The sequence below is a fragment of the Rhodococcus sp. USK13 genome (genome assembly GCF_018343855.1).
GTDB classification, from domain to species: Bacteria; Actinomycetota; Actinomycetes; order Mycobacteriales; family Mycobacteriaceae; genus Rhodococcus_F; species Rhodococcus_F oxybenzonivorans.
The window spans coordinates 1,445,046-1,469,540 of record NZ_CP069242.1 but is presented as its reverse complement, the minus strand read 5'-3'; the positions used below and the strand labels follow the sequence as shown (position 1 = coordinate 1,469,540).

Genomic DNA, 24,495 nt, shown 5'->3' with positions numbered 1-24,495 from the left:
TTCACCCTGGCCGGCATCGCAGGCATCCACGGGCTGCCCGGTTCGCCGCTCTAGTCGTTTGACACTACTGGACGAATTCAGGTTTTCGATGTATTACTTCAGCGTGTGATAGAGGCAACAAGGTTTCGAGATGCCTCGTGTACCGCGTATCGAAACGACACTTCAACTCTCAAACGCTGAAGACAGGACTACGCACCATGCACCCAGAATTATCACTGTGGCCGTCGACTCCCAGCACCGGAGTTCGCGACATTACCCTCGGTGGGTTGCTTCGCGAGGCTGCAAGCACAGTTCCCGACCGCATCGCCCTCGTCGATGCCGTTCCGGACCCCAGCGAGCGGACCTCGTGGACCTACAGCGAACTGCTGGCCGAGGTCGAGTCGGTTGCCAAGGCACTGCTGACCAAGTGCGAGCCAGGAGATCGGATCGGTATCTGGGCGCCGAACAGTGCCGATTGGGTCATCCTGCAGCAGGCCGTCGCGATGGCGGGGATGGTCGTCGTCGCAGCGAATCCCGCTTACCGCGCCCACGAACTCGAGTACGTGCTCAAGCAGGCCGGTGCCGTTGCGCTGTTCTATCGCGACTCCTACAGAGGAGTCGACCTGCGATCGATCATCGACGAGATCCGGCCCAATCTTCCCGAGCTGCATACGATCGTCAGCACCAGCACGTGGCGGTCGTTCGTCGACGCCGCCGACAGCACGAAGGAATTGCCCGACGTAGACCCCATGGATCCCGTGCAGATCCAGTACACGTCGGGAACAACGGGCTTCCCGAAGGGTGCTCTACTGCATCACAAGGGCATCATCAACGAGGCCAACTTCGTGTTCGACCGCGCCGACATGGACGACGGCGGCGTGTGCATCAATGCGATGCCGATGTACCACATCGGCGGCGGCGCAGTCACCGAGTTGGGGACTTTCTCAAAGCGAGGCACCTACGTTGTACTCCCTGCATTCGATGCCGCGCAGACTCTGGAAATGGTCGAAACCTACAACGGCACGCACTCGCTGATGGTTCCCACGATGCTCATAGCACTGCTCGAACACCCAGATCTGGAGACGAGGGACATCTCCAGCCTGCGCACGGTACTGTCCGGAGCCGCAACCGTGCCCGAGAGCCTGATTCACCGAGTCATCGACCGCCTGAACTGCCGGTTCACGATCCTGTTCGGACAGACCGAGATGCACGGTGTGATCAGCCAGACTCGTGTCACGGACGATCCGGTCGATCAAGCAACCACTGTTGGTCAGCCGTTACCCGAACTCGAGGTGAAGATCGCGGAGCCGCTGACGGGTGAAGCACTGCCAATCGGTGAGCAGGGTGAAATCTGTTGCCGCGGCTACCAGAACATGCTCGGTTACTACGAGATGCCCGATGCCACTGCCGCAACCATCGACGCCGAGGGATGGCTGCACATGGGAGATCTCGGCACCATGGATGCCCGTGGCTTCATCAAGGTCACCGGACGCCTCACCGAGGTGATAATCCGCGGCGGCGTGAACCTGTATCCTCGCGAGATCGAGGAGCTACTGTTCCAGCATCCGTCGATCGCCGACGTCATCGTCGTGGGCGTGCCGGACGAGCGGTGGGGTGAGCAGGTGGGGGCGGTCATCCGACTCCACGACGGCCACGATCGCCCCGACCCTTCAGCGCTCAAAGCCTGGTGTCGCGAACGTATTTCGGCCCACAAGGCGCCTTCGCTCTGGTATTTCACCGATCAGTTCCCGATGACGCCGAGCGGCAAGATTCAGAAGTTCCGCCTGCGCGACCGAATCATCGCCGGCGACTTGGCGTCGGCACCTGAACGCGCGGACGTGAGTTGACTCGGCGAGGCGCTGACGCACCTTCTTTGTAGAACTACGAGCACCCCATTTCCCAGGCAGGAGCCCTATATGCATCCCATCACCAACCGGTATACGCGCCTGATCGGAATCGACCACCCGATCGTCCAGGAAGGACTCGGCCCGTTCCGGACTCCCAAGCTCGCGGCCGCTGTCTCCAACGCAGGCGGGTTGGGGACGGTCTCGATGCCCGGCATGCCTACCGACCTCGAGGCGGGCGCACGCACGTTCCGCGATCATATCGAGGAGTGCGCGTCCCTGACCAGCAATCCGTTCGCAGTTAACATTCCGGTCGGTGTCGACGGCAACGGCGTCGTACTGCCGTTCACCGACGTCTATATCCGCACGGTACTCGAGGCTCGGCGGTCAGATTCGGCACTGGCCGACCAGTTGACCGTCCTCACCACCTCGGCGGGATTCCCCGGCGACTACATCGGGCTGATCAAAGACGCCGGGATGATCCACCAGCACAAGGTGGGATCCACGAGGCAGGCGGTCAAGGCCGCAGACGCCGGCGTCGACGTCGTCATTGCTGCGGGATTCGAGATGGGCGGGCACGCACCGAGCAAGGCCGTTCACTCGTACGTATTGATTCCCAGCGTCACCGAAGTGGTCGACGTTCCGGTGCTGCTCACCGGTGGTGCTCGCGATGCCCGGGGCCTTGCATCCGCGCTGGCGATGGGTGCGGACGGTGTGGCGATGGGAACCCGGTTCATCGCCAGCACCGCGAACTCCGACTGGCATCCGGCGTATATCCAGGCGATTCTCGGCGCCGGAGAGGGTGACGACGTCGCCTTCGACGGTGTCTACGGACCGTGTCGAGGCCTGCGCAATGCTGCATCGAAGAAGCTCACGGATCACCAGGAGTCGGAGGGTGAGATCCTCGATACCGTCGAGCTCACACGGTGGAAGATCGAATCGATGCAGCGCGCTCAGACAGACGGGGACGTCACAGACGGCCTGGTCCTGACCGGCCAGGTGGCGTCCGCGATCAACGACATCATCGATATCGCCGAGTTCGTCCCTCGCATGGCGTCCGAGGCTGCCGATATCCTTCGCCGACTCGCATCTGCGTTGCCGACACCGATGCCGGCGCCGGTCTGAGCAGATTCCGGGGAGCGGTGGTTCGAGTGGTCGCAGATAGCATGTCGTCCGTGACCGAATCAATGTCGAAGCCGGCGGCGGGGGAGTCGACCTCGGTTGGCAGCGCGCGTTCCGCACTCATCTCGATTCTCGGCGAGTTCGTTGCTCCATACCGTCGACCGGTGCGGACGGCGGCGCTGCTCTATGCCCTCACCGGCCTGGGCTTCGGGGAGTCGGCCAGCAGGCAGGCAATCGCTCGCGCAGGTGCATCCGGTCTGATCACCGCCAAACGAGACGGTCGCGAAACGAAGTGGAGTCTCACCGAGCGGGGCCATCAGCTGTTCATCGAAGGTGTGAGGCGTGTGTTCCCGGACGCGTCCCAGGCCGGGCGATGGGATGGCCGGTGGCTCGTCGTCATCGCTCCTGTTCCCGAGTCGCACCGCGCGGTACGGAAGAAGCTGTATGCCGCGTTCCGGTGGGCAGGTTTCGGCAATCCCAGTCCCGGTGTGTGGGTCACTCCACACGTGGATCGACTGGCCGAAGCCACGAGGGTGATCGATTCCCTCGGATTGTCGCCGAACACCGTCTCCTTCATCGGGTCGCCCGCTGCCGCCGGCATCTCGGAGGACGAGTTGGTGCAGCGTTCGTGGGATCTCGAGAAGATCGCCCAGGATTACGACGACCTCCTGACCAGGTTCGCAGACAAGAAAGGTCTGTCGGGCGAGGCTGCACTGTTCGCCCACCTGGAGTTGGTGGACGCACTCCGGCAGACGCCCTACATGGATCCGCACCTGCCGGACGTCCTCCTGCCCGACTGGCCCGGTCTCGGGGCCGTAAAACGACTCCAGGATTTCCGCACCGAGTGGGCACCTGCAGCGCACGCGCACTGGCTGTCGATAGCGCGCCTCGACTGAACACCGACTCAACACGTTCGGGCATACGTCTGTCCAAATATAGTTTTACATTTCTAGACAGCACATATCCCAAAATGTATAGTTCTAGGCAGCGCCGTTGCGGTGCGTTTCACTTGAGGAAGTTGAAGGAGAACAGTGAGCGAACTCCACGCACCCTCGCTGGCCACGCTACGAACTGCCGCCGACGATCCGGTTTCGTACGCACAGAATTGGAAACACACACATCGACGACCCGTCATCGGCTCGTTCCCCATGAACTTTCCGTCGGAGATCGTGCATGCTGCAGGCGCCTTGCCGGTGATCATTCAAGAGAGCAAGACACCGATCACCGAGGGTCGCAGCATGCTCGCCGAGTTCTACTGCGGATACACCAGGAGCGTCGCCGACCAGGCTGCCATCGGCGAACTCGACGTGTTCGACGGATTCGTCGCTGCCGACCACTGCGTTCAACTTCTGGGCGCCGTCGATGCCATCCGCTATGCACGGCCCGAAAAGCCTGTGCACTTCGCGCAATTCACCAGCGCGATGGATGACGCATGGACCAAACCGCGCGTCGACAGTCGAATCGGCGAACTGAAGACCGAGATCGAAACCGTCGTCGGCACTGTCGTGACCGCCGAGGACCTCGCACACAGTATCGGGCTGTTCAATGCGAACCGTCGCCTGCTCCGCCGGTTCTACGACTTGCGCCGGTCAGGCCTGACACGCATCACTGCCGGCGAGATGCAACTTCTCGTCAAATCGAGCATGGTCATGGATATCGAGGAGCACACAGCCGTCCTCGAGACATTGCTCGATCGACTCGTGCTGCGCGATCAGGCACCGGATGACCTGGTACGGCTGCATCTCTCGGGCCATTTCTGCCACGCACCCAAACCTGAAATCCTCGACGTCATCGAGGAATCCGGCGGACTCGTCGTGGACGACGACCTATACACCGGCTACCGATACATCTCTACCGATGTCCCCGAAAGTGACGATCCACTGAAGGCGCTGTCGACGTGGTACATGCAGCGAAACATCAACGCACCATGCCCCACTCGCGTTACCAGCAAGGTCGACTGGGATACGTACCTACTGAATTCGCTCGCGGAGAGCCGGTCGGTCGGAGTCGTCGTGCTGATGGCCAAATTCTGCGAGCCGCACATGCTGTACTACCCGGAGTTACGCAAGGCGCTCGACGAGCACGATGTGCCATCGCTGTTGATCGAGACCGAGCACGAGGGCATTCCGGTGGAGACGTTGCGGACCAAGATGGAGACCTTCATCGAGCGCATCCGTCGTCATGCCGCACCCGTCCCTGCCTGATTCGTAACCACGTTCGAAGGAGTTCGTAGTGTCGATCGCAACGCCCCAAGACAAGACCAACCGATTGTCGAGCACTCGAGTCGGCGGAAAGATGACCGCCGATTACTGGGACAACATCTTCACCGCCAAGGAGCGTGGCAAGCACGTTGTCTGGTACAACGGTTCCGCCCTCAACCCCATCTTTCAGGCAGCGGGCCTCGAATGGTGCCACGGTGAGGCGTTCGCTGCCCGACTCGCCGCACAGCACCTCGAGGAGCCGGCCCAGGCTGCTGGTTCCGAGTACGGCTATATCGGTGAGCTCTGCTCGTATGCCCGCACTCATCTCGGGTGTGCCGTCTTGACGCAGAAGAACGTCAACGAACGCGAAAGCGGCGTCGTGGGCATGCTCGACCAACAGGAACTCGCAGCCAAACTTCCCGCACCAGACTTCTTCGTCAACGGATATGCAGGGTGCAGCACCGGTCAGCAATGGGACGCGATGACATATCGAGTCTTCGACCGAAAGCTCCCCATCTTCAACGTGTCGATTCCGATGCTGTGGGGCAACAAGCCTGACGCCGGATACATGCGTGGTGAAGAGTGGAACGAGGCCAGCACATACGTAGAAGGCCAGCTGCGGGAATTGGTCACATTCCTCGAGCAGCAAACCGGGCGACCGTTCGACTGGGATGCGCTGAGCGAGAGCATGTCCTACATCAAGAAGGCATCGCGACTGCGCCTCGAAGCGATGGAACTGTGCACGCTCGCCCCGACACCGGCGACGTATTGGGACTGGGTCGCCAGCATCGCACCCATCAACTTTCTCCCCGGTAATCAGGCACTCGTCGACTACTTCGCGGGTGTGAAAGCCGAGATCCAGCAGCGAATCGTCGACGGAGTCTCCGCCGTCGCAAATGAGCGGTACCGCGTGTACTTCGACGGCATAATGAACTGGAACAAACTCGGATTCCTCACCCGCAAGTTCGCCGAGTACGACGTCGCTGTCGTCGCCGGTCGTTACACGCATGAATCCTTTTGGCAGGAACCACAACTCATCGATGTCGACAATCCGCTGCGCGGGATGGGCCAACATTACCTGCTGTGCCCACTGAACCATGGGCTCAAGAATCTTCAGGAATTGCTGCTCGAGCGCCTCGACCAGTACTCCATCGACGGTATCGCCTTCCACTCGACTCGCACGTGCCGAGCAATGACGAATCCGCAGTCGATGCTGGCCAAAACAGCCGAACGGGAACGCGGGGTCAAGTCGTTCGTCTTCGAAGGCGACGTCGCGGACGCGTCGTTCTACAACGATGAGCTGTTCGACAGCCGCCTCGAGGCGATGTTGGAGGCCATCGACGTGCAGCGGATGAAGACGCTGGTCTGATGAACTGGTACGTGATGGGCGTCGACCTCGGCTCGACGACGGCCAAGGCCACCGTCGTCGACCAGGACGGTGGCTTGGTCGGCTCGAGCGTTGTCCAGATGGGTGCCGTCAGTAAAGATGCGGTGACACGCGCAATGAACCGGGCGCTGACGGCAGCAGATGTCACTCAGGACGACATCAGACGAACCATCAGCACAGGATACGGGCGCAAGCTCGTCCCAGGCGCCGACCGGTCGTTCACCGAGATCACCTGCCATGCGCGCGGAGCAGCCGCCCTGTACCCAGGGGTCAGATTGGTCATCGACATCGGCGGGCAGGACAGCAAAGTCATTGCGGTCGACGCCGACGGATTGGTGGATCGCTTCGCCATGAACGATCGGTGTGCAAGCGGGACCGGGCGCTTCTTCGATGTGCTCGCCCGCGCACTGGAAGTCGATGTCGAGGAGGTGGGCAATCTTGCGCTGGCGGGTGCCGACGGCCTGGAAGTCAGTAGCATGTGCGCCACCTTCGCCGAGACGGAAGTGATCTCCCTCCTCGCGCAGGGGCAAGCCAAGTCTGATATCGCCGCCTCGGTCCACAAAGCTGTTGCCGCGAGAACCCTCGGCTTGGTCGCCCAGGTCGGCAAGGCGACGCCGACCGTCATGACCGGCGGTGTCGCCCAGAATGCGGCAGCCAGGCATTACATCGAATTGGCATTGCGCCACCCTCTCGAACTGCTCGAGCAGCCACAGATCGCAGGGGCCTACGGCGCCGGCCTTCTGGCACGGGACGAGTACGCAGGATCGGTCGCCCCGACCGAATCGCGTGATAGCGCAGCCAAGCAACAGCTGGCCGCCCGGGCAGCCGGAATAGTCCCCCAATGCGCCGGTTGCGACGGAACCGCCGGTGACCACAGCCACGTCTCGATTCCGCTGACGGTGCGGACCACGACATGAGTCCCCTGCATGACTCCACGATCTTCATCGTGGGTGGTGACCGTGGACTCGGTTTGCTGGTTGCGCGTCGGCTCGTCGAGCTCGGTGCGCAGCGCATCGGTCTGATCGGCCGCGATGTCGAACAGGGTGAAATTGCGGCGAAAGGACTGTTCGAATCGGCGTCGGGTATTTGGGCGCTGTCCGGAGCCGGGAACCTGTCGTCGAACGAGGACGCATGTCGAGTGGTGACGGAACTCGTAGCGTCACTCGGCGACGCCGACATTCTCATCGACTGTCTGCCCGGCGATAATGCCGTCACTGATGTTGTGCTGCAATCCATGCATGCGCTCGGCAACGGAACCGTTGTGAACGTCGGTGGGACCCTCGAGTCCGATTCCGGCGGTGTTCGTGTCCGGTCCGTCGCCCTCGACGAGGATCTCGTCGTTGCAAACGAGGTGCTCGACCGGCTGCGACACAACTAGCTCCCTTCCATGTCGGAATGATTCGATTCCCCGGCATGCTGAGTCAGTTTGTCGAGGGACGCGGACAGTGCGGTGAATACATGCTCGGGGGTGTCGTGGGTGAAGGTCAGTGTGATCACTTGGCCCATCGGCATTTTGCGGTCCTTGTCTGGAGAAAGTGGGAGGAGGGAGATGCCCGGGATCGGCCTGACTCGGTCATCTCCCTCGGTTCGCGTCGGCGACCGTCGCCTAGGGCAGCGGCGCACCGGTCGCGGCACGAACCTGTTCTGAGGTGACATCGGGGGCGCATTCGCGCAGCGCCAGCCCGGTGTCGGTGATATCGAGGACCACCAGGTTGGTTTTGATGCGGTTGACCACGCCCTCGCCCGTGAGTGGCAGGGCGCATTCTTCGTGACAAGCCGGGATCCGGTGAGCAGGTTCTTCGTCTCGGTCAGCTCGTGTCGGCGGCCGATGAAGCTGCTCAGTTCCAGGGGCAGACGTCCCGTCGCGCCCAGCACGGAGGACGGTGGCGACACGTGTCCGCTGTGCGTGGACACATGCCGTCCGTTTCCCTGTGCATCGGGCTCCGCGCGCAGGGCCATCTCGTCGACCGGCAGACCGTGTTGCCGTTGCAGGGTGCGCAGTTCCTCCCCGAAATCGGCGGCGCTGGCGGGACGCTGGCCGGGAGTCCGGCACATCGCCCGGGCAATCGTGTCGGACACATCGTCCGGAATCCCGTGTTCCCGCAGATCGGGCACCTCATGGGTGGTGATCCGCAGGAACTGGGCTATCACCTGCTCCCCGCTGTGACGTTCGAAGGCGGCATGACCGGTCAGCGCACTGAACAGGGTCGCGCCCAGGCCGTAGACGTCGGCGGCCGGGCTCGGCGGATCACCACTGAGCACCTCCGGCGCGGTATACGTCGGCGACCCGGTGACCGCACCGGTGACGGTCTCGAATCCACCGCTGATGTGCGCGATTCCGAAATCCGACAACTCGGGTTCGCCGTAGTCTGAGAGCAGGATGTTCGCTGGTTTGACGTCGCGATGGAGGATGCCTGAGTCCGTGCGCCGTCTCGATCGCACCCGCCATCTTCACCCCGAGCCGCAGTGCCTCACTCAAAGTTAGCGGACCGTGGCGACGGATCCGGACCTCGAGGGAGTCCTGCGGGTGATACGGCTTCACGATGTAGGGACGCCCGCGGTCGCTGGCGCCGACTTGCAAAAGCCCACGATGTTCGGATGCCCGTTCGACGGTGAGGACCTTCACCGCCACCGTCCGGTCCAGGTCCGCCTGGGTGCACCGGTAGACGACCCCGAAACCGCCGCGCCCGATTTCCTGCGCCTCGTCGAAGCCGATGCGCGCCAGCTCCGCGGCGGGCGACGGCGGATAGCGTTGAGTATCGAGCGGATCACCTGCACCCATCGGACGGTCTGCTCACTCCGTCGCTCGAGTCCGTCGCTCGAGTCATGAGGCACTGGACCCGACGGCACAACCGGCGCCCATTCACCAGTGGACTCACCTTTCGATGGCGTCCTTTCGAGGATATCGCTGACAAAGATCGGGTGGGCAACCCTGGCCGGTGACCGGCGTGAGAGCCCCGAGCTATCGCCACCGGCCGTTGCGCCAACCCCAAAACTGTGGGTTACCTAAGCAATTTATTCTACGCCGTATAGTGGGTGTTTCAAAGCCTGAGGGCAGGGGTCGATCTCGGCAAAGTCGTCACGGAAGGAACGCTATGAGCGAGCGGAAACTATTCTTGTCCCCGGAGCCACCAGGATGCAGGGTGGTGCGATGATCGATACCCTCCTCGGTGTGGAAGCGCCGGTCAAGGTTCGGGCACTGGTACGAGATTCCTCGTCGCCGGCGGCTCAGGCGCTGGCCGAGCGGGAGGTGCAGCTCGTCGAAGGATCCTTCTTCGAAGGTCAGGCGATCCGCTCTGCGCTGGCCGGCGCCGACGGGGTGTTCTCGATGCAGATGCCGCCGAATCCTTCCGACCGGGAAGACCTCGAGAGTGAAGCTCGCGTCGCACGAATTCTGATGGATGCCGCCGCTGCCGCGGGCGTGGAGACGGTGGTCCATACCTCGGTGGCCCGGGCGGGTGACCACGAGCAGTTCACCGGATGGAGCGAAGGGCGATGGTGGGAGCCCTACTGGATCAATAAGGCCGCTGCCAATGACGCGGTGCGGGCGGCCGCGGTCGAGCATCGCGTGATCCTCGAGCCGGCAATGATGATGGAGAACCTCCTCCCTTCCGAGGAATTCATGTTCCCGGGACTGTCCCGCCGAGGCGAACTGGTGTCCGCAATGGACCCCGACACGCGGATGGACTACATCAGCGCCGCTGACGCCGGCCGTTTCGCTGCGGCCGCGTTCCTGGACTGCGCCCGATTCGCCGGCCATGAGATCGATCTGGCTTCCGATTCCCTGACCTTGGCCGAGGTTGCGGACACGATCGCCGGCGTCACCGGTGCGAGCATGCGGGCCCGCCATGCGAGCGCCGAGGAGGCCCTCGCCGCAGGGGCGTTCCACGGTGCGGTGTCGAGTCAACGGTGGCAGACCGACGAGGGGTACCAGGTCGACCTCCGCAAGGCCGCGAGCTGGGGCGTCGAGCCGTGCAGGTTCGCCGACCGGGCGACTGCGCATCGTTTCGACTTCGTGGTCGGAGCGGCATAGAACGCGACGATCCCTCCTTCGAGGCGCGTCATGGACCGTATTGCCGCTGCCGTGCGGGTGGGCTGGCGGACCGGTCGATCGTGCTCGCGCAGTGTCGGGGTCGGCCGCGCCGACAAATGCGGTCGGCCTTCGGGCGGTCCTGTCGGATTACTCGCTGAATCCGTCGTCGCGGCAACAGCACTGCGCGGGCCGATGGGCACTCGCCGTCCACGCGGTGGGCGGCCGCCTCCGCGGACGGGCTTCAGGCGGCAGCCAATGCGAGGAGGATCCCGACGGCCCCGGGCCGGTAGATCGACGGTCTCGGCGGTGCGGGGCGCTTGCAGCAAAGACTGTCCGAGGGGCAGGGTCGGCGCACGGTCCCGGGCCCGGGACCGTCTGTCGGACATCGGTGTAACACCTGGTGTATCAGGTCGGTGGTGGAGGATGAGGGGACCGCACCGGCAGCGCCGTGCAGACCCCCGGGTCGCTACCCGAACACGTCGGGGTGTTCAGCCGGGCGAAGTGTGGGGCCGTCCCAGGACGGGTGCGCGAGTTACCGGGCGGGTTCTCGTCGGGGTGCTCCCTCCATCGCCGCGCATGTCTCCTTCTCGGCCGATTCCCACACCTCCGCGGCGGGTGGCCCTTCCACGAGGAGGTCACCACGGGGGATGAACATGCCGATGCCGACAGCGAGCAATCCGGCAGCCGCGGCGATCCCGAAGACGGCCGCGTACGCGGCGGCCGTGGGGTACTCAACTCCCGCAATGTGCATCACCGATGCGGTTGTCAGAGCTGCGACGACCGCGCTGCACGTCGACGTACCGAGGGACCGGGCCAAGGTATTGAGGCTGTTCGCCGCGGCAGTTTCCGTGGTCGGGACCGCTCGCATGATCATCGCAGGAATCGCGCCGTAGGCGAATGCAGCGCCGACCGAGGTCACCGTTGCCGCCCCGATCACGACGACGAGGTGAGGTGGGGTGACGGCGCGGACGAGATTGGTGGCCATGAGGATCATGGTGCCGATCAGGAAGGTCCTTCGGGGACCACAACGGTGGGACAGGTAGGCGGTCACCGGGGAGAACGCCACCATCATCAGACCGGCGGGGAGCAGCGCGAGACCGCTGAGGGTCAACGACATCCCGTAGCCGTAACCGGTCTCGAGGGGGGCCTGGAAGATCTGGGCACTCACCATGAAGGACGTGAACATGGCAAACCCGACGAGGATCGAGGCGATGTTGGTCAGAAGTATCGGACGGCGTGCGGACACGCGTAGGTCCACCAGCGGCTGCCGAACTCCGGCCGCACGCCTTGTCGGGGTGAGCCGTAGTTCGTATCTACCCCACACCAGGAACAGCGCTGCCGCCCCGGCGAACAATCCGAGAACCGGTCCGCTCCCCCAGCCCCATCCGTTGCCCTGGGTGATGGCAAGCAGCAGGCACACCAATGCCGCGGCCAGCCCGAGGGCGCCGAGTAGATCGAACTTGCCGCCGGAACGGACCGGCGACTCGGGCACCACCGCCCAGATCGCGCCCATTCCGAGCACTCCGATCACCGCGGCACCACCGAAAAGCCAGTGCCAGCTCAGATGTTCGGCGACGACACCGGTCAAGGGCAACCCGATTGCCCCGCCTGCGCCCAGCGTGGAACTCATCAACGCGATCCCACCGGCCACCCGCCTCGGTGGGAGTTCATCGCGCATGATGCTGATGCCGAGTGGCACGGCTCCGACCGCCGCCCCCTGCAGGGCGCGCGCGATCAACACCGCGGCGAAGGTATCGAAAAGCGCGCCGAGAGCACTACCCGTCGCCATCACCGCGAGCGCGATCAACAACAGACGCCGCTTGCCGTACATGTCTCCGAGCCGACCGAGAACTGGCGCACAGACCGCGCCGGCGATGAGGTTGACCGTCACCAGCCACACGGCCCCGCCGGGTGTGGTGTGCAGCAGCCGAGGGAACTCCGGCAACAGTGGCATCACGATGGTTTGCATCAGCGAGACCGCGATGCCGCACGATGCCAGGGCGAGGACGACCAGTCTGCCGGACCCAGCACAGGCCGCGCGGGCCTTTCTCCGAGAAGGACGGGTGTGGAGAGAGGGACGTCGATCTACCGAATTCAATTCCATCAAGTACTTCTCTCCGCCGATACGGCACGGTGTTCAGGTCACGGTCGGACTTTCCGCGAGCTCGGCGGCAGACCCGGAGGAAGGCAGAGTCCGGCCCAGCACCGGCCAAGAGGGGGGAGCGCCGATGGTGAGGGCCGGCGGCCGCGGAGATTACGGGCCCGGCGCTACGGCACGCGCAGGATCAGGGCGTCGCCCTGTCCGCCACCACCGCAGAGGGCGACCGCACCGGTGCCACCACCGCGGCGCCGCAATTCGAGCGCGAGGTGCAGCGTGATCCGGGCGCCGGACATTCCGATGGGGTGCCCGAGTGCGATGGCGCCGCCGTTGACATTGACCAGGTCGGCGTCGACCCCGAGTTCACGGGTGGAGGCGATCCCAACCGCGGCGAACGCCTCGTTGATCTCGATCAGATCCAGCTCGACGGGTGAGATACCGGCTGCGCCACAGGCTTTGGCGATGGCACCGGACGGCTGGAACTGCAGACCCGAATCCGGCCCGGCGACCATGCCGTGCTCACCGATCTCCGCCAGCCACGTCAGTCCCTCGGCCTCGGCGCGCTCCTTGCTCATCACCACCACCGCGGCGGCGCCGTCGTTGATCGTCGACGCGTTGCCGGCCGTCACCGAGCCGCCGTCCCGGAAGGCGCCGCGCAGTCGCGCCAGGGTGTCGGCGGTGGTGTCGGGGCGGATGCCCTCGTCGCGGCGTAACCAGGTGCTCTCACCCTTACGCGCGGGGATCTCGACGCGGACGACCTCGTCGTCGAAGATCCCGCTGTCCCACGCCTTGGCTGCCAACTGGTGCGAGCGGGCCGCGAACGCGTCCTGGTCCTCGCGGGCGATGAGGTCCTTGTCGTTGCCGGCCTCGGTGAGCACGCCCATCGGCTGATCGGTGAACACGTCGTGCAGCCCGTCGAGGGCCATGTGGTCGACGAGGGTGACGTCGCCGTACTTGAAACCGCCCCGGGAACCGGGCAGCAGATGCGGTGCCTGGCTCATCGACTCCATCCCGCCGGCGACGATCACGTCGAACGCGCCGGACCGGATGAACTGGTCGGCGAGGATGATCGACTCCACACCCGACAGGCACACCTTGTTGATGTTCAGCGACGGCGTGCTCATCGGAATCCCGGCCTTCGCCGCGGCCTGACGGGCGGGCATCTGCCCGGCTCCAGCGGTCAGCACCTGCCCCATGATCACGTACTGCACGCGGTCGGGGGCGACACCGGCCTTGCCGAGCGCCGCCTCGATGGCTATGGCGCCGAGGTCGGCGCCGGAGAACCCGGAGAGGGAGCCCTGCAGGCGGCCGATCGGAGTGCGGGCGCCGGACACAATCACAGAAACGGGCATGCGGAGGCCTTTCACAAAGGTAGGCGTAGGTGTGAGTAGGTCGTGTGCCGGAGAACGGCGGAACAGGCACGGTACTGCTCAGGATAGACCAACGGTTATACGCAGTATAACTCTTCGGTGCAGCAAGAACTCCCTAAAGCTGCGTTTGAGGAGTTCGATAACCCGGCCTTGCGGGCGATCCATTCTATGGTGTACAAATGTGACCGAGGCCTCATTGACTGCGCAGAATCCCTGCGTCCGGCCGTTCGATTGGTTCGAGGAGAGGACTGCCATGACAGCAACAGCCGCCGCCGAAACCGGGCAGAAAAGCCTGAGCACTACGCCGTACATCCTGGTCAGCACCGACGGGCACGTCGGGCCCTCCCTGACCGGGCAGCTGCGCGAGTACTGCCCCGCCGAATACCTCGAGGAGTTCGACCGATACGCCGAAGCCAACGCCGGCCCCGTGGCGTTTGTCGGAACCAATGACATGCAGAGTGAGCGCAAGCAGAGCGAAGCTCAGCGCGAGGCGGTGCGACTCGCCTTCGAATGCCGCGGACAGCAAGATCCGCACGTGCGGATCAAGGACATGAACGCGGACGGGGTTGCCGCCGAGGTGATCTTCGCCGGTGGCCAGAACGACGAGGTCCTGCCGTTCCTGTCCCCGCTCGGCCTCAGCGTCGACGGGGTCGACGCCCAGCTCCAGCAGGTCGGCCAGCAGATCTACAACCGCTGGCTCGCCGACTTCGTCACCGTCGAGCCGGAACGGCATGTCGGCCTGGTCCACGTACCGATCTGGGATATCGACGAAGCGATCAAGGCGGTGCGGTGGGGACACGAGCACGGCCTGAAGGGTGTGAACTTCCCGGCACCGCGCCGCGGACTGACGGCCTACAACGACCCCGCCTACGACCCGTTCTGGCGTGTAGTCGAAGAACTCGACATGCCGCTCTGCGCCCACAGCGGCGGCGGTGAAACACCGCTCGGAATCACCGGTCCCGGCGGGATGGAACTGTTCCAGAGCGAGGCGCTCTGGCTCGGCCGACGCGCCATTCATCAGATGATCTTCGGCGGGGTCTTCGAACGCTTCCCCGGCTTGAAGCTGGTGTTCTGCGAGCAGCGCACCGCGTGGGTTCCGCAGACCATCGCCGATCTCGACTCGATCTACTACGGCGCGACTGCGACCCCGTTCGTCAAGAAGCTTGCGCCGCCGTCCGAGTACTACCGCCGCAACTGCTTCATCGGCGGCAGCTTCCTGGCACCGTTCGAGGCTGCGCAGCGTTACGAGGTCGGAGTCGACAACCTGATGTGGGGTACCGACTACCCGCACCAGGAAGGCACCTGGCCGAACACCGCTCTCGCGGTCCGGAATACGTTCCATTCGATTCCGGAGGACGAGACCCGCAAGATCCTCGGCGAGACCGCCGTCCGGGTGTTCAACTTCGACGCGGACAAGCTCCGCAAGATCTCCGACCGCATCGGCCCCCAGCCGGCTGACGTGGCGCGGCCGGTCCCCGCCTCGGAGCTTCCCGCCCACCGCGGCTTCGCCTTCCGTGAGCGGGGTCAGTACTCCTGACCGGAAGAGAAGGGCGGGCCATGCCGAGAGCATGGCCCGCCCTTCGTCCTCTCCCACTCTGTTTCTCGGTCGAGGCGCGACGAACCCTGTGTCCGACACCGTGATCGGAGCGGACAACGGCCGCCTGTCGAACCGCCCCCCGAGCGGTGCATCCCTGCAGCACAGACGAGCACTGAGACCGTAGCCCGTCGGCGTCGGCCGAATGGACGACGTCATAAAGGTACCTACAGATGAACACGGGTGCATACCCCGATCTGCTCGATTATCGACACGGGGCCGCCGCCGTCGCGAGTGGAGTACCGGCGGTGCAGGAGGCCGAACCGCTACGACGGCAACGACATCCATCGCGCGAGGCGGTTGGACGATAAGTGGATCCTCAGTAAACCTGGCAGTCAGATGAGAACGACAGGCGTCCCCGCGTAGCCCTCGCTGCAGCTTGGGACCTCCGGAATTCCCGAGGGCTTCAGTCACGGTAGAGGTGTGAAATCCGTGAACTCCCGCGAGTACCGTCAAATGCAGCGGCGTCGTGCGCGTGCCGCTTTGCTCGAGGCAAACCGCAAACGCCCCCATCATGGCATCGAGACGGAGCGCGTCATCGAGTTTGCCAGCAGGTGGGCGCCGTACAGGGGCGCGACCGAGGAGTTCCTCCTCGGTCGAGTTCGGAATGACTCGGTGTCGGTTCATCGAGCGATTGTGTGCAGGTCATCCCTGAGTCGAACTGCACCCAAGACGAAGTGAGCCGGTTGGCGAGCGCATATCCTGCCCGACAGGGAGTTCCCTCCCCCAATCTCTGAGCCCCGTCCACCTGTCCTTGGGCTACCCCAACCAGCTGACTGACAGGTCCCGAGGATCAGTGAGATGCCAAGAGTATGTGGACTCACTCCTCCTTGGAAAAATGTGGAACAGCCTTTAACGACAACGGCATCCGATTTTGCACTCCTCGGGGCTCCGCTTGGAGGAACCGCGCTGGAAGTCGTGCACAGGGTACTCCAGTGCATCGTGCGCGCGGGTGAGGTCGCAGTGACTGGATCTTGTAGTGGGCCACGCAAGGTCGTCACCGAATCGGGGGGTTGTTCTGGCCGCGTCGGCGGCGGCCCGCCGAACCCGTCCATCGCGACCACCGCGACGCGGTCCCGGAACTGGTGCTCTGCCGGACGAGCCAGGCCGTGACGTACCGCCGATGACGGGCCGGAACCAGATGGGGGCAACAATGCCGGCCGGTGCCCGTTCGAAGATCGGCGTCAGGTCCACGGCGACGGTGACATGGCCGTCTCCGCCCAGCGCCGCGGGTGTGAGCCCACCGGTGTAGGCAGGCCGATGCCGTCTGCTCGGCCGTTCCCCTGCTACTCCGGGAGCGCAGGAATTGCTCACATCGCCGCGGTCACTTGCGCAGGATCAAGCTCAGCGCCTCGGACCGCGAGGCTGCACTGGACTGCAGAAGCCCCCGGACCGCCGACGTCGTCGTCACCGCTCCCGGCTTGCGGATTCCGCGCATCGCCATACACAAGTGCTCGGCCTCGACCACCACGATCGCGCCCTGAGGGCTGAGTTTGCGCATCACGGCGTCGGCAATCTGGCTGGTGAGTCGCTCCTGCACCTGCGGTCGCTTCGCGTAGAGGTCGACGACCCGGGCGATCTTGGAGAGGCCAGTAACTCGGCCGGAGCTGCCCGGGATGTATCCGACGTGGGCCAGGCCGTGGAACGAGACCAGATGATGCTCACACATGGAGTACATCGGGATATCCCGGACGAGTACCAACTCACGGTGACTTTCGTCGAAGGTGGTGCTCAGAACATCGTCTGGATCGGTGTAGAGACCGGCGAACATTTCCCGATAGGAGCGAGCGACACGGGCGGGAGTGTCGATCAACCCGGGGCGGTCGGGATCTTCACCGACGGCCAGGAGCAGTTCTCGTACCGCCTTTTCGGCACGCGGTTGGTCGAACACTCGGTTCTTCACGAGCGTTCCGGATTCACGTGGGTGGTGATTCACCGACATACCGACTCCTTCGAGACGTCAACGAGAGAGCTCGCCGGGCAGGCAGTTGGACTGCCCCGCCGAACGGCGTACCCGGCCCGGATCCGCCATGCACCGGCGTCCAGGAGGTGAGATGTGCGAGGTCGCGCGAGACCGGAGCACGCGAGTGTCGTGTCCGGGCGACCCGTGCCCGCGGTACAGCGACAGTGGGATCAGCGCTGCTCCGCCGGAACGGGAGGGCGGAAGAACACTGCGATCTGTCCGACCCCCGCACCCAGACCGATGACCAGGGCGATCACCAGACCCCACCACTGAGCGATCTCGGAGCCGAGGCCGATCAGATGATCCACCGACAGCCTGCCGGAACCGGTGACAGCGACACTGAGCGCCACGCAGGCCAACACGAAGTTGTATTCCCACCCGTTACCCACGATGAAGAAGCCGCTGTCGCGATGCACCGTCCAGGCAGCAACCACCATCAGCGCGATCATCGCCGCGGCCGCCAGCGGGGTGAGAAATCCGAGGGCGAACAGTACGCCGGCGCCGATTTCGGTGAATGCCGCCAACGGTGCATGCAGCCGCCCCGGCCGCATCCCGATCGAATCGAACCAGCGGGCAGTTCCTGCCAGGCCACCCCCGCGGAAGATTTTCGCGTAGCCGTGCGCGGCGAGCGTCACCCCGACGGTGACTCTCAGGATCAACAGTCCTACGTCGATGGCAGTGGTCATGTGTTTCGTCCTCCCTGGGACCGGGCGCCGACAATGGCATTACTTCTATTATACAGCGTATACCCTACGGCAGCCGACGGTCGTGCATTTCTCACGTCCCACCCCAAGAACGCTTCTTCGACACGACAATCACTGACATCGAACGTGACTTGCGTCGCAGTCGACCCGCTACCTATGATCGTACAACGTACAAATTGGTTGTGACGACGGTCACCCTGCACAATGGGGAGCTCGAATGGAGCCCGGATTGAAGACAAGGCGGAGGCCATGACACCAGCATCGAGCTATCCAGACGGTGCGTTGGAGCCCGAGGTCGAATTCCTCTCTCGGGAGGAACTGGAGGCCTATCACGACGAGAAGCTTTCCGAACTGGCTCGCCAGGTATACGGCCGAGCTCCGCTCATCACTGAGATGTGGGATGCCGCGGGAATCACGCCCGCCGACATTCGAGGCCGGGCGGACTTTCAGGCCAAGGTGCCCTTTGTCACCAAGGACATGATCCGGGCGTACCGCAGCGAGCACCAGTTGCCGTTCGGCGGCCTCGAGTGCCGTGACCGGACAGCCTTGAACGGCGTGTTCACCTCGTCGGGCACGACAGGCGATGCAACGTTCTTCGCCGAGGAGTGGATCGACGGCTGGTCACCGCACTGGATCGGAGCCTCTCGCGCGCTGTACGCCGCGGGGATCCGTCCCGGGGACTACATTCTCACCGGAGCCAGCACCATGCGTGGCCCGAGCGCCCAGCAAGCGCAGCTGCTCGGTGCGGTCCCGATCTTCGTCGACGTGTACACCGACGGTTGGCCCAAGGTCATCGAGGTCATCGAGAAATACCGCCCGGCCTACATGACTTTGATCGGTCTGTCCGCGGTGTCGTTGCTCGACATCGGCCGCACGCGCGACATCAAGGAACTCTTCTCCTCCTTCAAGGCGGTCGGCTTCGCCGGCGAGCCCCTGGGAACAACGATGCGGGAGAAGTTCCGGGAGTGGGACATCACCCTGCTGACCTGGTCCACCGCCGGGGACGTGGCCCTGTGCTTCGAATGCCCTCAGCACGACGGCATGCACATGTGGGAGGACACCGGATTCTTCGAAGTTCTCGACGTGGAAACGGGAGAACCGGTGGCCGACGGGGGAATCGGTGAATTGGTCTCGACATCGCTGTGCAACTCGATTGCGCCGCTGGTGCGGTATCGAACCGAGGATCTGGTCCGCGTCACCCGCGAGCGGTGTGCGTGCGGCCGGACACACATGCGACAGTGGCCGTTGGGGCGTCTGGGAGATTTGATGATGGTGCGCGGGACACCGGTGACGGTCAGCGATATCTGGACGGCGGTCGAATCCGTGCCCGAGACCTCGGCGGGTGTGTTCCAGGTGGTGCGCACCGGCTCACAGATGGATGGGTTGACCGTTCGTGTCGGCTACTCGCCGGAGACCTCCTCCACTGTCCCCGACATGACCGACCGGGTCGGTAAGGCCCTGTGGTCCGCGCTGGGCATCGAGACCAACCTCGAGCTCATGCCGATCGACAGCATCCTCGCCACTTCGGCGACGGGAAAGATCCAGAGGGTGGTGAAGGCATGAACCTGCACGACACACTTGACGCCAATCTCGAACTCGAGCGGGGACCGCTCTGGGGGATCGGGTGGGCCGATCTCGCCGATGATCGGGTGGCTGCCCCGATCAGTTGGGCGGATCGTACCGCCGATCTCGAATGGGCCACCGCGATCTTCTCCGACTACGCGGTAGGCCCCGGGGATCATTGCCTGGTCGTGTCCGACGGCAGAAACTACTGGCCACGCCAGGTCGAGGGGGCCGTCACCGCGCTCGGCGGCTTCGTCGGCAACATCAACACCGCCTCATACGAAGTACGCCGGTTGAGCGTGTACCTGCGCTATCTGACGCCGAAGATCCTGGTCGGCCTGACCATCAAGCTTGCCGAGGCGATCGGGCAGGACGAGGCGCTGGTTGCGCTGATGCGCCAGGTTCCGTACGTATTCGCGTACCCGGACGCTGCCGCCGAGCTCCGACGAGTAGGGATCACCGCCCGGGCCTTCGGCCCGATCGGACCGGCCCTGGCGCTGCCGTGCCGGCACGGCGACGCCGCGCACGTCGACGGTACCCAGTTCACGGTGCGTCAGCACTCCGACGGGCGACATATCGTTGTGTCCACCGACCCTGGGCGGGAACTCCAGCTCACGGACGCGGTCGTCGCCGCGACCGGCCAGGTCCGTGATCGCTGCAGCTGCACCGGTTCCGGCCCGGTGGTCGATTTGGACAGCTGAGCGGACGGAGCGGGGCACCACCGACGACAACTGGTTGTGCCCCGCGCGTGCACGCCAGAGGCGCACAGAGTCGGTGGCGACGCCGTGCGGCGGTGGACGGAACTACATCTCCAAACCGTCGGCGGTGTTCTGCCGCCGCAGTTGTACCCGCAGGCCGTAGATGAGGGTTTCGATGCCGAACGTGTAGTAGTCACGACCGGTGAGCGTGCGGGTGACGGGCATCAACCGGGCAATGGTGTCGTCCACCTCGAGTGGGGTATCCGCCTCGGCCTTCGTCGGTCTCATGGTCTCCTCCTGCGCGATGGCCACCCGATAGCGGCCGAACAGGTAGGTGTGGATCGATGCGTAGCCTTTGACGACGCTGGCGGAGTCGAAGCCGGCATCCACCAGGATCTCCATGACGGCGTTCATCACTTCACGCTGGGTGATCATGATGCGACTCAACAGCACTTCGGCGATGCCCTTGTTGTGACGCAGCGCCGTTTCGACGCGGTCGATCAACAAGCGCAGCCGCTCATACCACTCCCCGGAATCCTTCTCCGGGATCTCGATGGTGCCCACGGCCCAGCGTGCGACCAGGTCCAGCAGTCCCTGCTTGTCGGCGACGTAGTAGTACGTCGCCATGGGCGTGACGTTCAACTTGCGTGAGAGCAGACGCATCGACAGGCCATCGACCCCGGATTCGCGGATGATCTCCAGCGCGGCATCGACGATCTGCTGTTCGCTCAGTCGTTCCGCCTTGCGTTTGCCTTGCCGCTCAGTGGTTTCGGTCACGTGCGCTCCGCCTGTCCGTCGAGATCTGCGATCATCATACTCTTCCCCTTATACACTGTACTAATCTATCGTTGTTGCGACAGGAACCCCATGAATTCTCAGAGATCCGGCCTGTGCGGTGGCTGCCGTTCCCGCGGGACATGCCAGATGGGCATCGCGGAGATCCGACTCGATCCCGACGGAACAGTCCGCGCGCCCGTACGGTTGAGCAGCGCCATGGAAGGCGGCCCGGGTGTCGCCCACGGCGGCTGGACCGCTGCGGTGTTCGACGAGGTGCTCGGGCAGGTGCCGCTCCAGTACAACGTTCTGTCGGTCACCAAGACTTTGACCATCAATTACCTCCGGCCGGTGCCGATCGAGCGGGACCTCGTCGTAGAGGCCACGATCGTCGCCCGTCAGGACGGTCGCTGGGAGTTGACCGGCCGGCTCGTCCTCGACGCCACCGGCGCGGACCTGGCCACGGCCTCGGGAATCTGGATCGAACGTGACCAGAGCCATTTCGACCGCCACCGACATTGGCTGCGGTCGCAAGACGCTTTAGCGGATCTCCCGGCGCAGTCCTTGTAGCGGGCGTTGATTCCCGGGGCACGATCGTCGCGTCGTGCCCTCCCCCATGCGACCCGGATACCGCCGCGGATGCCATGAGTATTCCGCGGCGGTATCGCCTTCGCCGCACACAGCTGCGCCGGCAAGAGCCACTTTCGTGGTCTTGCCGGCGCAGCCCGTGGTGGGTGTCAGTCGTTCGTCTTGAAGTCCGCCCGCGGGCGGACCCAGGACCCGGCGGTCGAGCCGCCGTCGACCGGCAGATCGATGCCGGTGATGTAGGCGCCCCGGTCGGAGGCCAGGAAAAGTGCTGCCTCGGCGATTTCCTCCGGGGTCCCGTAGCGCGCGATCGGGATCTGCGGCGGCGGGATCTCCTGATCGCTGCGGCGCAGCATCGGCGTGTCGATGGCTCCGGGCTGGATGGAGTTCACCCGGATGCCGAACACTCCGAACTCGATGGCGGCGGACTTGGTCAGCCCTCGCAGTCCCCATTTCGACGACCCGTACAGCGCCCGTCCGGCGACCCCGCTGAGCGCCGAACCGGATCCCACATTGATGATGGACCCGCCGCCGGCGCGCTGCATCGGTTCCAGGACCGCCCGCATGCCCAGATACGGTCCGACCAGATTCACTGCGAGGACGCGGTCGAACTCTTCGCGGGGGCTGTCTTCGATGAGCTTGTGGTGCACGATGGCGGCGCTCTGGACCAGGATGGTCGGGTCGCCGAAGGCGTCGATCGTCTGTCGGATCGTCTCGGCCCAGTCTTCTTCGCTCGAGACGTCGGTATGGACGTAGATCGCTGCGCCGGCGAGTTCGTCGACCAGGTTCTTGCCCAGATCGTCCTGGACGTCGGCGATGACAACCTTGGCGCCTTCGGCTGCGAACAGCCGCGCCTCCGCGGCGCCTTGACCTGAGGCACCGCCGGTGATCACGGCGACCTTGCCGTCCAAAATTCCCATTACGTCGACTCCTTTGAGGATATGAGGGGTGGTGCTGGTGAAAAAACTCGAGGGTGTCAGGCCGGGCTGCCGGGATAGCCGCCGCCGCCGTACTGCCGGTCCAGCGCGTCGTGGTCCTTGGCGCCGAAGCTGTTGCGCGGCAGCGGCTCACTGCGGAAGTGCACCGTCTTGGGCTTCTTGTACGAGGCGAGCTGGCTGCGGCAGTGCTCGATCACCTCAGCCTCGGTCAGGGACGCCGATGTGCTCACCACGACGGCGACGACGTTCTGTCCCCAGCGCGGGTCGGGGACACCGATCACCGCGGCCTCGGAGATCGCCGGGTGCAGCTCGAGGGCGCGTTCGACTTCGGCGGGGAAGATGTTCTCGGCCCCGGATTTGACCAGACGCCCCTTGGGTCCGACGAAGACGAGTACACCGTCGTCGTCGACGAATCCGAGATCGCCGGTGTGCCACCATCCACCGCGCCAGCGAATGTCGTTGACCTCGGGGCGGTTCCAGTATCCGAGGTGCACGTGCGGTCCGCGGACGGTGATTTCGCCGATCTGCCCGGGAGGACACACCGCGCCGTCGGCGTCGACGATGCGGGTGCGGTATCCGGGGGCCGGCCGGCCGCACATCCGGTAGCCGTCCGCTGCTCCGAGGGCCCCGTACGCCATCGAGCCGCCCACCTCGGTCTGGCCGTAGACTCGGCCCGAGGGGTTGGCGAACGGCGAGGGGTCACGGCGGACCCGCTCGGTCCAGCCGGGGACCTCGAGGTTGTCCTGGAAGGTGGAGAGGTCGAAGTCGGCGATGTTGGGCAGGACGGCGATCTTCTCGGCGGTCGGTTGCATGATGTAACCGCGGGTGATCCTGTGCCGGGAGATCAGCTGTGCCACCTGCTCGGGTTCGGCGTTGGGTGCCATGACCACCGTGCCGCCGTACATCAGGACCGGTATCAGGGTCTGCCACATCCCGATGTGGAACAGCGGTCCGGAACCGAGCAGCACGGTGTGCCGGTCGATGTCCTGCAGATCGGCCTGCAGGGTGGCGTGGGCGAGCAGATTGTCCGAGCAGAGCATCGAGCCGTTCGGATCTCCGTCCCAGGCCATGCCGTAGATGATCAGGACCGCGTCCCGGCCGGTGACGGCCGGGCGTGAGAGCACCATGGAGCCGCGTTCGAGCAGCTGCTCGTAGCTGCCGTCCTCGCTGCCGTCGTAGTCGTAGGCGATCTGTGTGCCCGGCAGCTCGCTGACGAAGCTCTTGGCGTCGACGGGTGGGTTCACCGATTGGACGAAGACGATCTTCGGGGCCAGGTCGGTGTAGATGAACTGCAATTCCCGGGTGCTCAGGCGCCAGTTCACCGGGCACAGGCTTGCGCCGAGCATGCTGGCCGCGGCCAGCGTTTCGAGGAGCCGGTGACAGTTCTGTCCCAGCCACAGCATCCGGTCACCGTGGCCGACGCCGTCGGCGGCGAGTTCGTTGGCCAGCAACTCCGCCCGCCGCAGGAACTCGGCATAGGTATAGCGGGTGTCCCCGCAAATGGTGGCCGTGTGGCGGGGATAGTGTTTTCCCAATTCGGCGGCCATGTCGCCGATCGTGTATTCGAACGCGTCTGGGTGCGTCATCTGCCGTTCTCCTCCATCCAGGCGGTGCTGCTCTGGCACGTAGGGCTTGTCTCAGG

At 64.5% G+C, this 24,495-nt stretch carries 20 protein-coding genes and 2 pseudogenes; 12 read left to right on the top strand and 10 right to left on the bottom strand.

Going from position 1 to position 24,495, the window contains the following annotated elements:
* The first annotated feature begins 197 nt into the window (after positions 1 to 197).
* The 7 genes from JQT59_RS09590 (at position 198) to JQT59_RS09560 (ending at position 7,911) form a co-directional block, all read left to right on the top strand.
* A complete protein-coding gene (locus JQT59_RS09590) occupies positions 198 to 1,826 on the top strand; it encodes an AMP-binding protein (RefSeq protein WP_213575923.1) in 1,629 nt (542 codons plus the stop codon).
* Positions 1,827 to 1,895: 69 nt separating this feature from the next.
* Complete coding sequence (locus tag JQT59_RS09585) at positions 1,896 to 2,948, top strand: NAD(P)H-dependent flavin oxidoreductase (RefSeq protein WP_213575922.1); 1,053 nt, start codon at positions 1,896 to 1,898, stop codon at positions 2,946 to 2,948.
* 41 nt (positions 2,949 to 2,989) lie between these two features.
* Positions 2,990 to 3,841 (top strand): PaaX family transcriptional regulator, encoded by an 852-nt coding sequence (locus JQT59_RS09580; protein ID WP_249354313.1) that lies wholly within the window; start codon positions 2,990 to 2,992, stop codon positions 3,839 to 3,841.
* Positions 3,842 to 3,976: 135 nt separating this feature from the next.
* Positions 3,977 to 5,149, top strand: a complete 1,173-nt coding sequence (locus JQT59_RS09575) for a 2-hydroxyacyl-CoA dehydratase subunit D (RefSeq protein ID WP_213575921.1) — start codon at positions 3,977 to 3,979, stop codon at positions 5,147 to 5,149.
* Between the two features lie 91 nt (positions 5,150 to 5,240).
* Positions 5,241 to 6,515 (top strand): 2-hydroxyacyl-CoA dehydratase subunit D, encoded by a 1,275-nt coding sequence (locus JQT59_RS09570; RefSeq protein ID WP_397517689.1) that lies wholly within the window; start codon positions 5,241 to 5,243, stop codon positions 6,513 to 6,515.
* Positions 6,515 to 7,450 (top strand): acyl-CoA dehydratase activase, encoded by a 936-nt coding sequence (locus JQT59_RS09565; protein ID WP_213575920.1) that lies wholly within the window; start codon positions 6,515 to 6,517, stop codon positions 7,448 to 7,450. The genes JQT59_RS09570 and JQT59_RS09565 overlap by 1 nt, the downstream gene beginning before the upstream one ends.
* On the top strand, positions 7,447 to 7,911 hold the full coding sequence (locus JQT59_RS09560; protein ID WP_213575919.1) for an SDR family NAD(P)-dependent oxidoreductase: 465 nt from the start codon (positions 7,447 to 7,449) through the stop codon (positions 7,909 to 7,911). The genes JQT59_RS09565 and JQT59_RS09560 overlap by 4 nt, the downstream gene beginning before the upstream one ends.
* Here JQT59_RS09560 and JQT59_RS09555 read toward each other — a convergent pair.
* The 3 genes and pseudogenes from JQT59_RS09555 to JQT59_RS09545 form a co-directional block, all read right to left on the bottom strand.
* The gene (locus JQT59_RS09555) at positions 7,908 to 8,045 is read right to left on the bottom strand and encodes a hypothetical protein (protein WP_213578386.1); all 138 of its coding nucleotides are present in this window, start codon (positions 8,043 to 8,045) and stop codon (positions 7,908 to 7,910) included. The genes JQT59_RS09560 and JQT59_RS09555 overlap by 4 nt on opposite strands.
* Before the next feature lie 94 nt (positions 8,046 to 8,139).
* Positions 8,140 to 8,301: pseudogene (locus JQT59_RS09550) on the bottom strand (succinyl-CoA--3-ketoacid-CoA transferase); the annotation flags it as partial.
* Positions 8,301 to 9,315 (bottom strand): annotated as a pseudogene (locus JQT59_RS09545) (serine/threonine-protein kinase); the annotation flags it as partial. The pseudogenes JQT59_RS09545 and JQT59_RS09550, both read right to left, overlap by 1 nt.
* Before the next feature lie 282 nt (positions 9,316 to 9,597).
* Here JQT59_RS09545 and JQT59_RS09540 point away from each other — a divergent pair.
* Positions 9,598 to 10,566 (top strand): NmrA family NAD(P)-binding protein, encoded by a 969-nt coding sequence (locus JQT59_RS09540; protein ID WP_349307032.1) that lies wholly within the window; start codon positions 9,598 to 9,600, stop codon positions 10,564 to 10,566.
* A gap of 532 nt (positions 10,567 to 11,098) precedes the next feature.
* Here the strand turns inward: JQT59_RS09540 and JQT59_RS09535 are convergent.
* Positions 11,099 to 12,670 (bottom strand): MFS transporter, encoded by a 1,572-nt coding sequence (locus JQT59_RS09535; RefSeq protein WP_213575917.1) that lies wholly within the window; start codon positions 12,668 to 12,670, stop codon positions 11,099 to 11,101.
* Between the two features lie 164 nt (positions 12,671 to 12,834).
* Positions 12,835 to 14,016, bottom strand: coding sequence for an acetyl-CoA C-acetyltransferase (locus JQT59_RS09530; RefSeq protein ID WP_213575916.1), 1,182 nt, complete (start codon positions 14,014 to 14,016; stop codon positions 12,835 to 12,837).
* A 271-nt stretch (positions 14,017 to 14,287) separates the two neighbouring features.
* Here JQT59_RS09530 and JQT59_RS09525 point away from each other — a divergent pair, with 271 nt between their 5' ends.
* Entirely contained in the window at positions 14,288 to 15,571 is a 1,284-nt protein-coding gene (locus JQT59_RS09525; protein WP_213575915.1) for an amidohydrolase family protein, read from the top strand.
* Positions 15,572 to 16,952: 1,381 nt separating this feature from the next.
* Here the strand turns inward: JQT59_RS09525 and folE are convergent.
* Both folE and JQT59_RS09515 read right to left on the bottom strand, forming a co-directional pair.
* Positions 16,953 to 17,570, bottom strand: coding sequence for a GTP cyclohydrolase I FolE (gene folE, locus JQT59_RS09520; protein WP_213575914.1), 618 nt, complete (start codon positions 17,568 to 17,570; stop codon positions 16,953 to 16,955).
* Between the two features lie 191 nt (positions 17,571 to 17,761).
* Positions 17,762 to 18,277 (bottom strand): DoxX family protein, encoded by a 516-nt coding sequence (locus JQT59_RS09515; protein ID WP_213575913.1) that lies wholly within the window; start codon positions 18,275 to 18,277, stop codon positions 17,762 to 17,764.
* Between the two features lie 267 nt (positions 18,278 to 18,544).
* Between JQT59_RS09515 and JQT59_RS09510 the strand changes: the two genes are divergently transcribed.
* Both JQT59_RS09510 and JQT59_RS09505 read left to right on the top strand, forming a co-directional pair.
* A complete protein-coding gene (locus JQT59_RS09510; RefSeq protein ID WP_213575912.1) occupies positions 18,545 to 19,858 on the top strand; it encodes a phenylacetate--CoA ligase family protein in 1,314 nt (437 codons plus the stop codon).
* The gene (locus tag JQT59_RS09505) at positions 19,855 to 20,559 is read left to right on the top strand and encodes a hypothetical protein (RefSeq protein ID WP_213575911.1); all 705 of its coding nucleotides are present in this window, start codon (positions 19,855 to 19,857) and stop codon (positions 20,557 to 20,559) included. Before JQT59_RS09510 ends, JQT59_RS09505 begins: the two co-directional genes overlap by 4 nt.
* Positions 20,560 to 20,661: 102 nt before the next feature.
* Here JQT59_RS09505 and JQT59_RS09500 read toward each other — a convergent pair whose 3' ends face one another.
* Positions 20,662 to 21,333 (bottom strand): TetR/AcrR family transcriptional regulator C-terminal domain-containing protein, encoded by a 672-nt coding sequence (locus tag JQT59_RS09500; RefSeq protein ID WP_213575910.1) that lies wholly within the window; start codon positions 21,331 to 21,333, stop codon positions 20,662 to 20,664.
* 90 nt (positions 21,334 to 21,423) lie between these two features.
* Between JQT59_RS09500 and JQT59_RS09495 the strand changes: the two genes are divergently transcribed.
* Positions 21,424 to 21,900 carry a PaaI family thioesterase gene (locus tag JQT59_RS09495; RefSeq protein WP_213575909.1) on the top strand — a complete coding sequence of 159 codons (477 nt, stop codon included), beginning with the start codon at positions 21,424 to 21,426 and terminating at the stop codon, positions 21,898 to 21,900.
* A 167-nt stretch (positions 21,901 to 22,067) separates the two neighbouring features.
* Here JQT59_RS09495 and JQT59_RS09490 read toward each other — a convergent pair whose 3' ends face one another.
* Both JQT59_RS09490 and JQT59_RS09485 read right to left on the bottom strand, forming a co-directional pair.
* Entirely contained in the window at positions 22,068 to 22,835 is a 768-nt protein-coding gene (locus JQT59_RS09490) for an SDR family NAD(P)-dependent oxidoreductase (RefSeq protein ID WP_213575908.1), read from the bottom strand.
* A 56-nt stretch (positions 22,836 to 22,891) separates the two neighbouring features.
* Positions 22,892 to 24,439: an AMP-binding protein gene (locus JQT59_RS09485; RefSeq protein WP_213575907.1), complete on the bottom strand. Its 1,548-nt coding sequence runs from the start codon at positions 24,437 to 24,439 to the stop codon at positions 22,892 to 22,894.
* Between the last annotated feature and the right edge of the window lie 56 nt (positions 24,440 to 24,495).

Excerpts from the sequence above, each read along its gene's own strand:
- JQT59_RS09590 (WP_213575923.1), top strand. The coding sequence starts at position 198 with ATGCACCCAGAATTATCACTGTGGCCGTCGACTCCCAGCACCGGAGTT.
- JQT59_RS09585 (WP_213575922.1), top strand. The coding sequence starts at position 1,896 with ATGCATCCCATCACCAACCGGTATACGCGCCTGATCGGAATCGACCAC.
- JQT59_RS09580 (WP_249354313.1), top strand. The coding sequence starts at position 2,990 with ATGTCGTCCGTGACCGAATCAATGTCGAAGCCGGCGGCGGGGGAGTCG.
- JQT59_RS09570 (WP_397517689.1), top strand. The coding sequence starts at position 5,241 with ATGACCGCCGATTACTGGGACAACATCTTCACCGCCAAGGAGCGTGGC.
- JQT59_RS09565 (WP_213575920.1), top strand. The coding sequence starts at position 6,515 with ATGAACTGGTACGTGATGGGCGTCGACCTCGGCTCGACGACGGCCAAG.
- JQT59_RS09560 (WP_213575919.1), top strand. The coding sequence starts at position 7,447 with ATGAGTCCCCTGCATGACTCCACGATCTTCATCGTGGGTGGTGACCGT.
- JQT59_RS09555 (WP_213578386.1), bottom strand. The coding sequence starts at position 8,045 with ATGCCGATGGGCCAAGTGATCACACTGACCTTCACCCACGACACCCCC.
- JQT59_RS09535 (WP_213575917.1), bottom strand. The coding sequence starts at position 12,670 with ATGGAATTGAATTCGGTAGATCGACGTCCCTCTCTCCACACCCGTCCT.
- JQT59_RS09530 (WP_213575916.1), bottom strand. The coding sequence starts at position 14,016 with ATGCCCGTTTCTGTGATTGTGTCCGGCGCCCGCACTCCGATCGGCCGC.
- JQT59_RS09525 (WP_213575915.1), top strand. The coding sequence starts at position 14,288 with ATGACAGCAACAGCCGCCGCCGAAACCGGGCAGAAAAGCCTGAGCACT.
- folE (WP_213575914.1), bottom strand. The coding sequence starts at position 17,570 with ATGTCGGTGAATCACCACCCACGTGAATCCGGAACGCTCGTGAAGAAC.
- JQT59_RS09515 (WP_213575913.1), bottom strand. The coding sequence starts at position 18,277 with ATGACCACTGCCATCGACGTAGGACTGTTGATCCTGAGAGTCACCGTC.
- JQT59_RS09510 (WP_213575912.1), top strand. The coding sequence starts at position 18,545 with ATGACACCAGCATCGAGCTATCCAGACGGTGCGTTGGAGCCCGAGGTC.
- JQT59_RS09505 (WP_213575911.1), top strand. The coding sequence starts at position 19,855 with ATGAACCTGCACGACACACTTGACGCCAATCTCGAACTCGAGCGGGGA.
- JQT59_RS09495 (WP_213575909.1), top strand. The coding sequence starts at position 21,424 with ATGAATTCTCAGAGATCCGGCCTGTGCGGTGGCTGCCGTTCCCGCGGG.
- JQT59_RS09490 (WP_213575908.1), bottom strand. The coding sequence starts at position 22,835 with ATGGGAATTTTGGACGGCAAGGTCGCCGTGATCACCGGCGGTGCCTCA.
- JQT59_RS09485 (WP_213575907.1), bottom strand. The coding sequence starts at position 24,439 with ATGACGCACCCAGACGCGTTCGAATACACGATCGGCGACATGGCCGCC.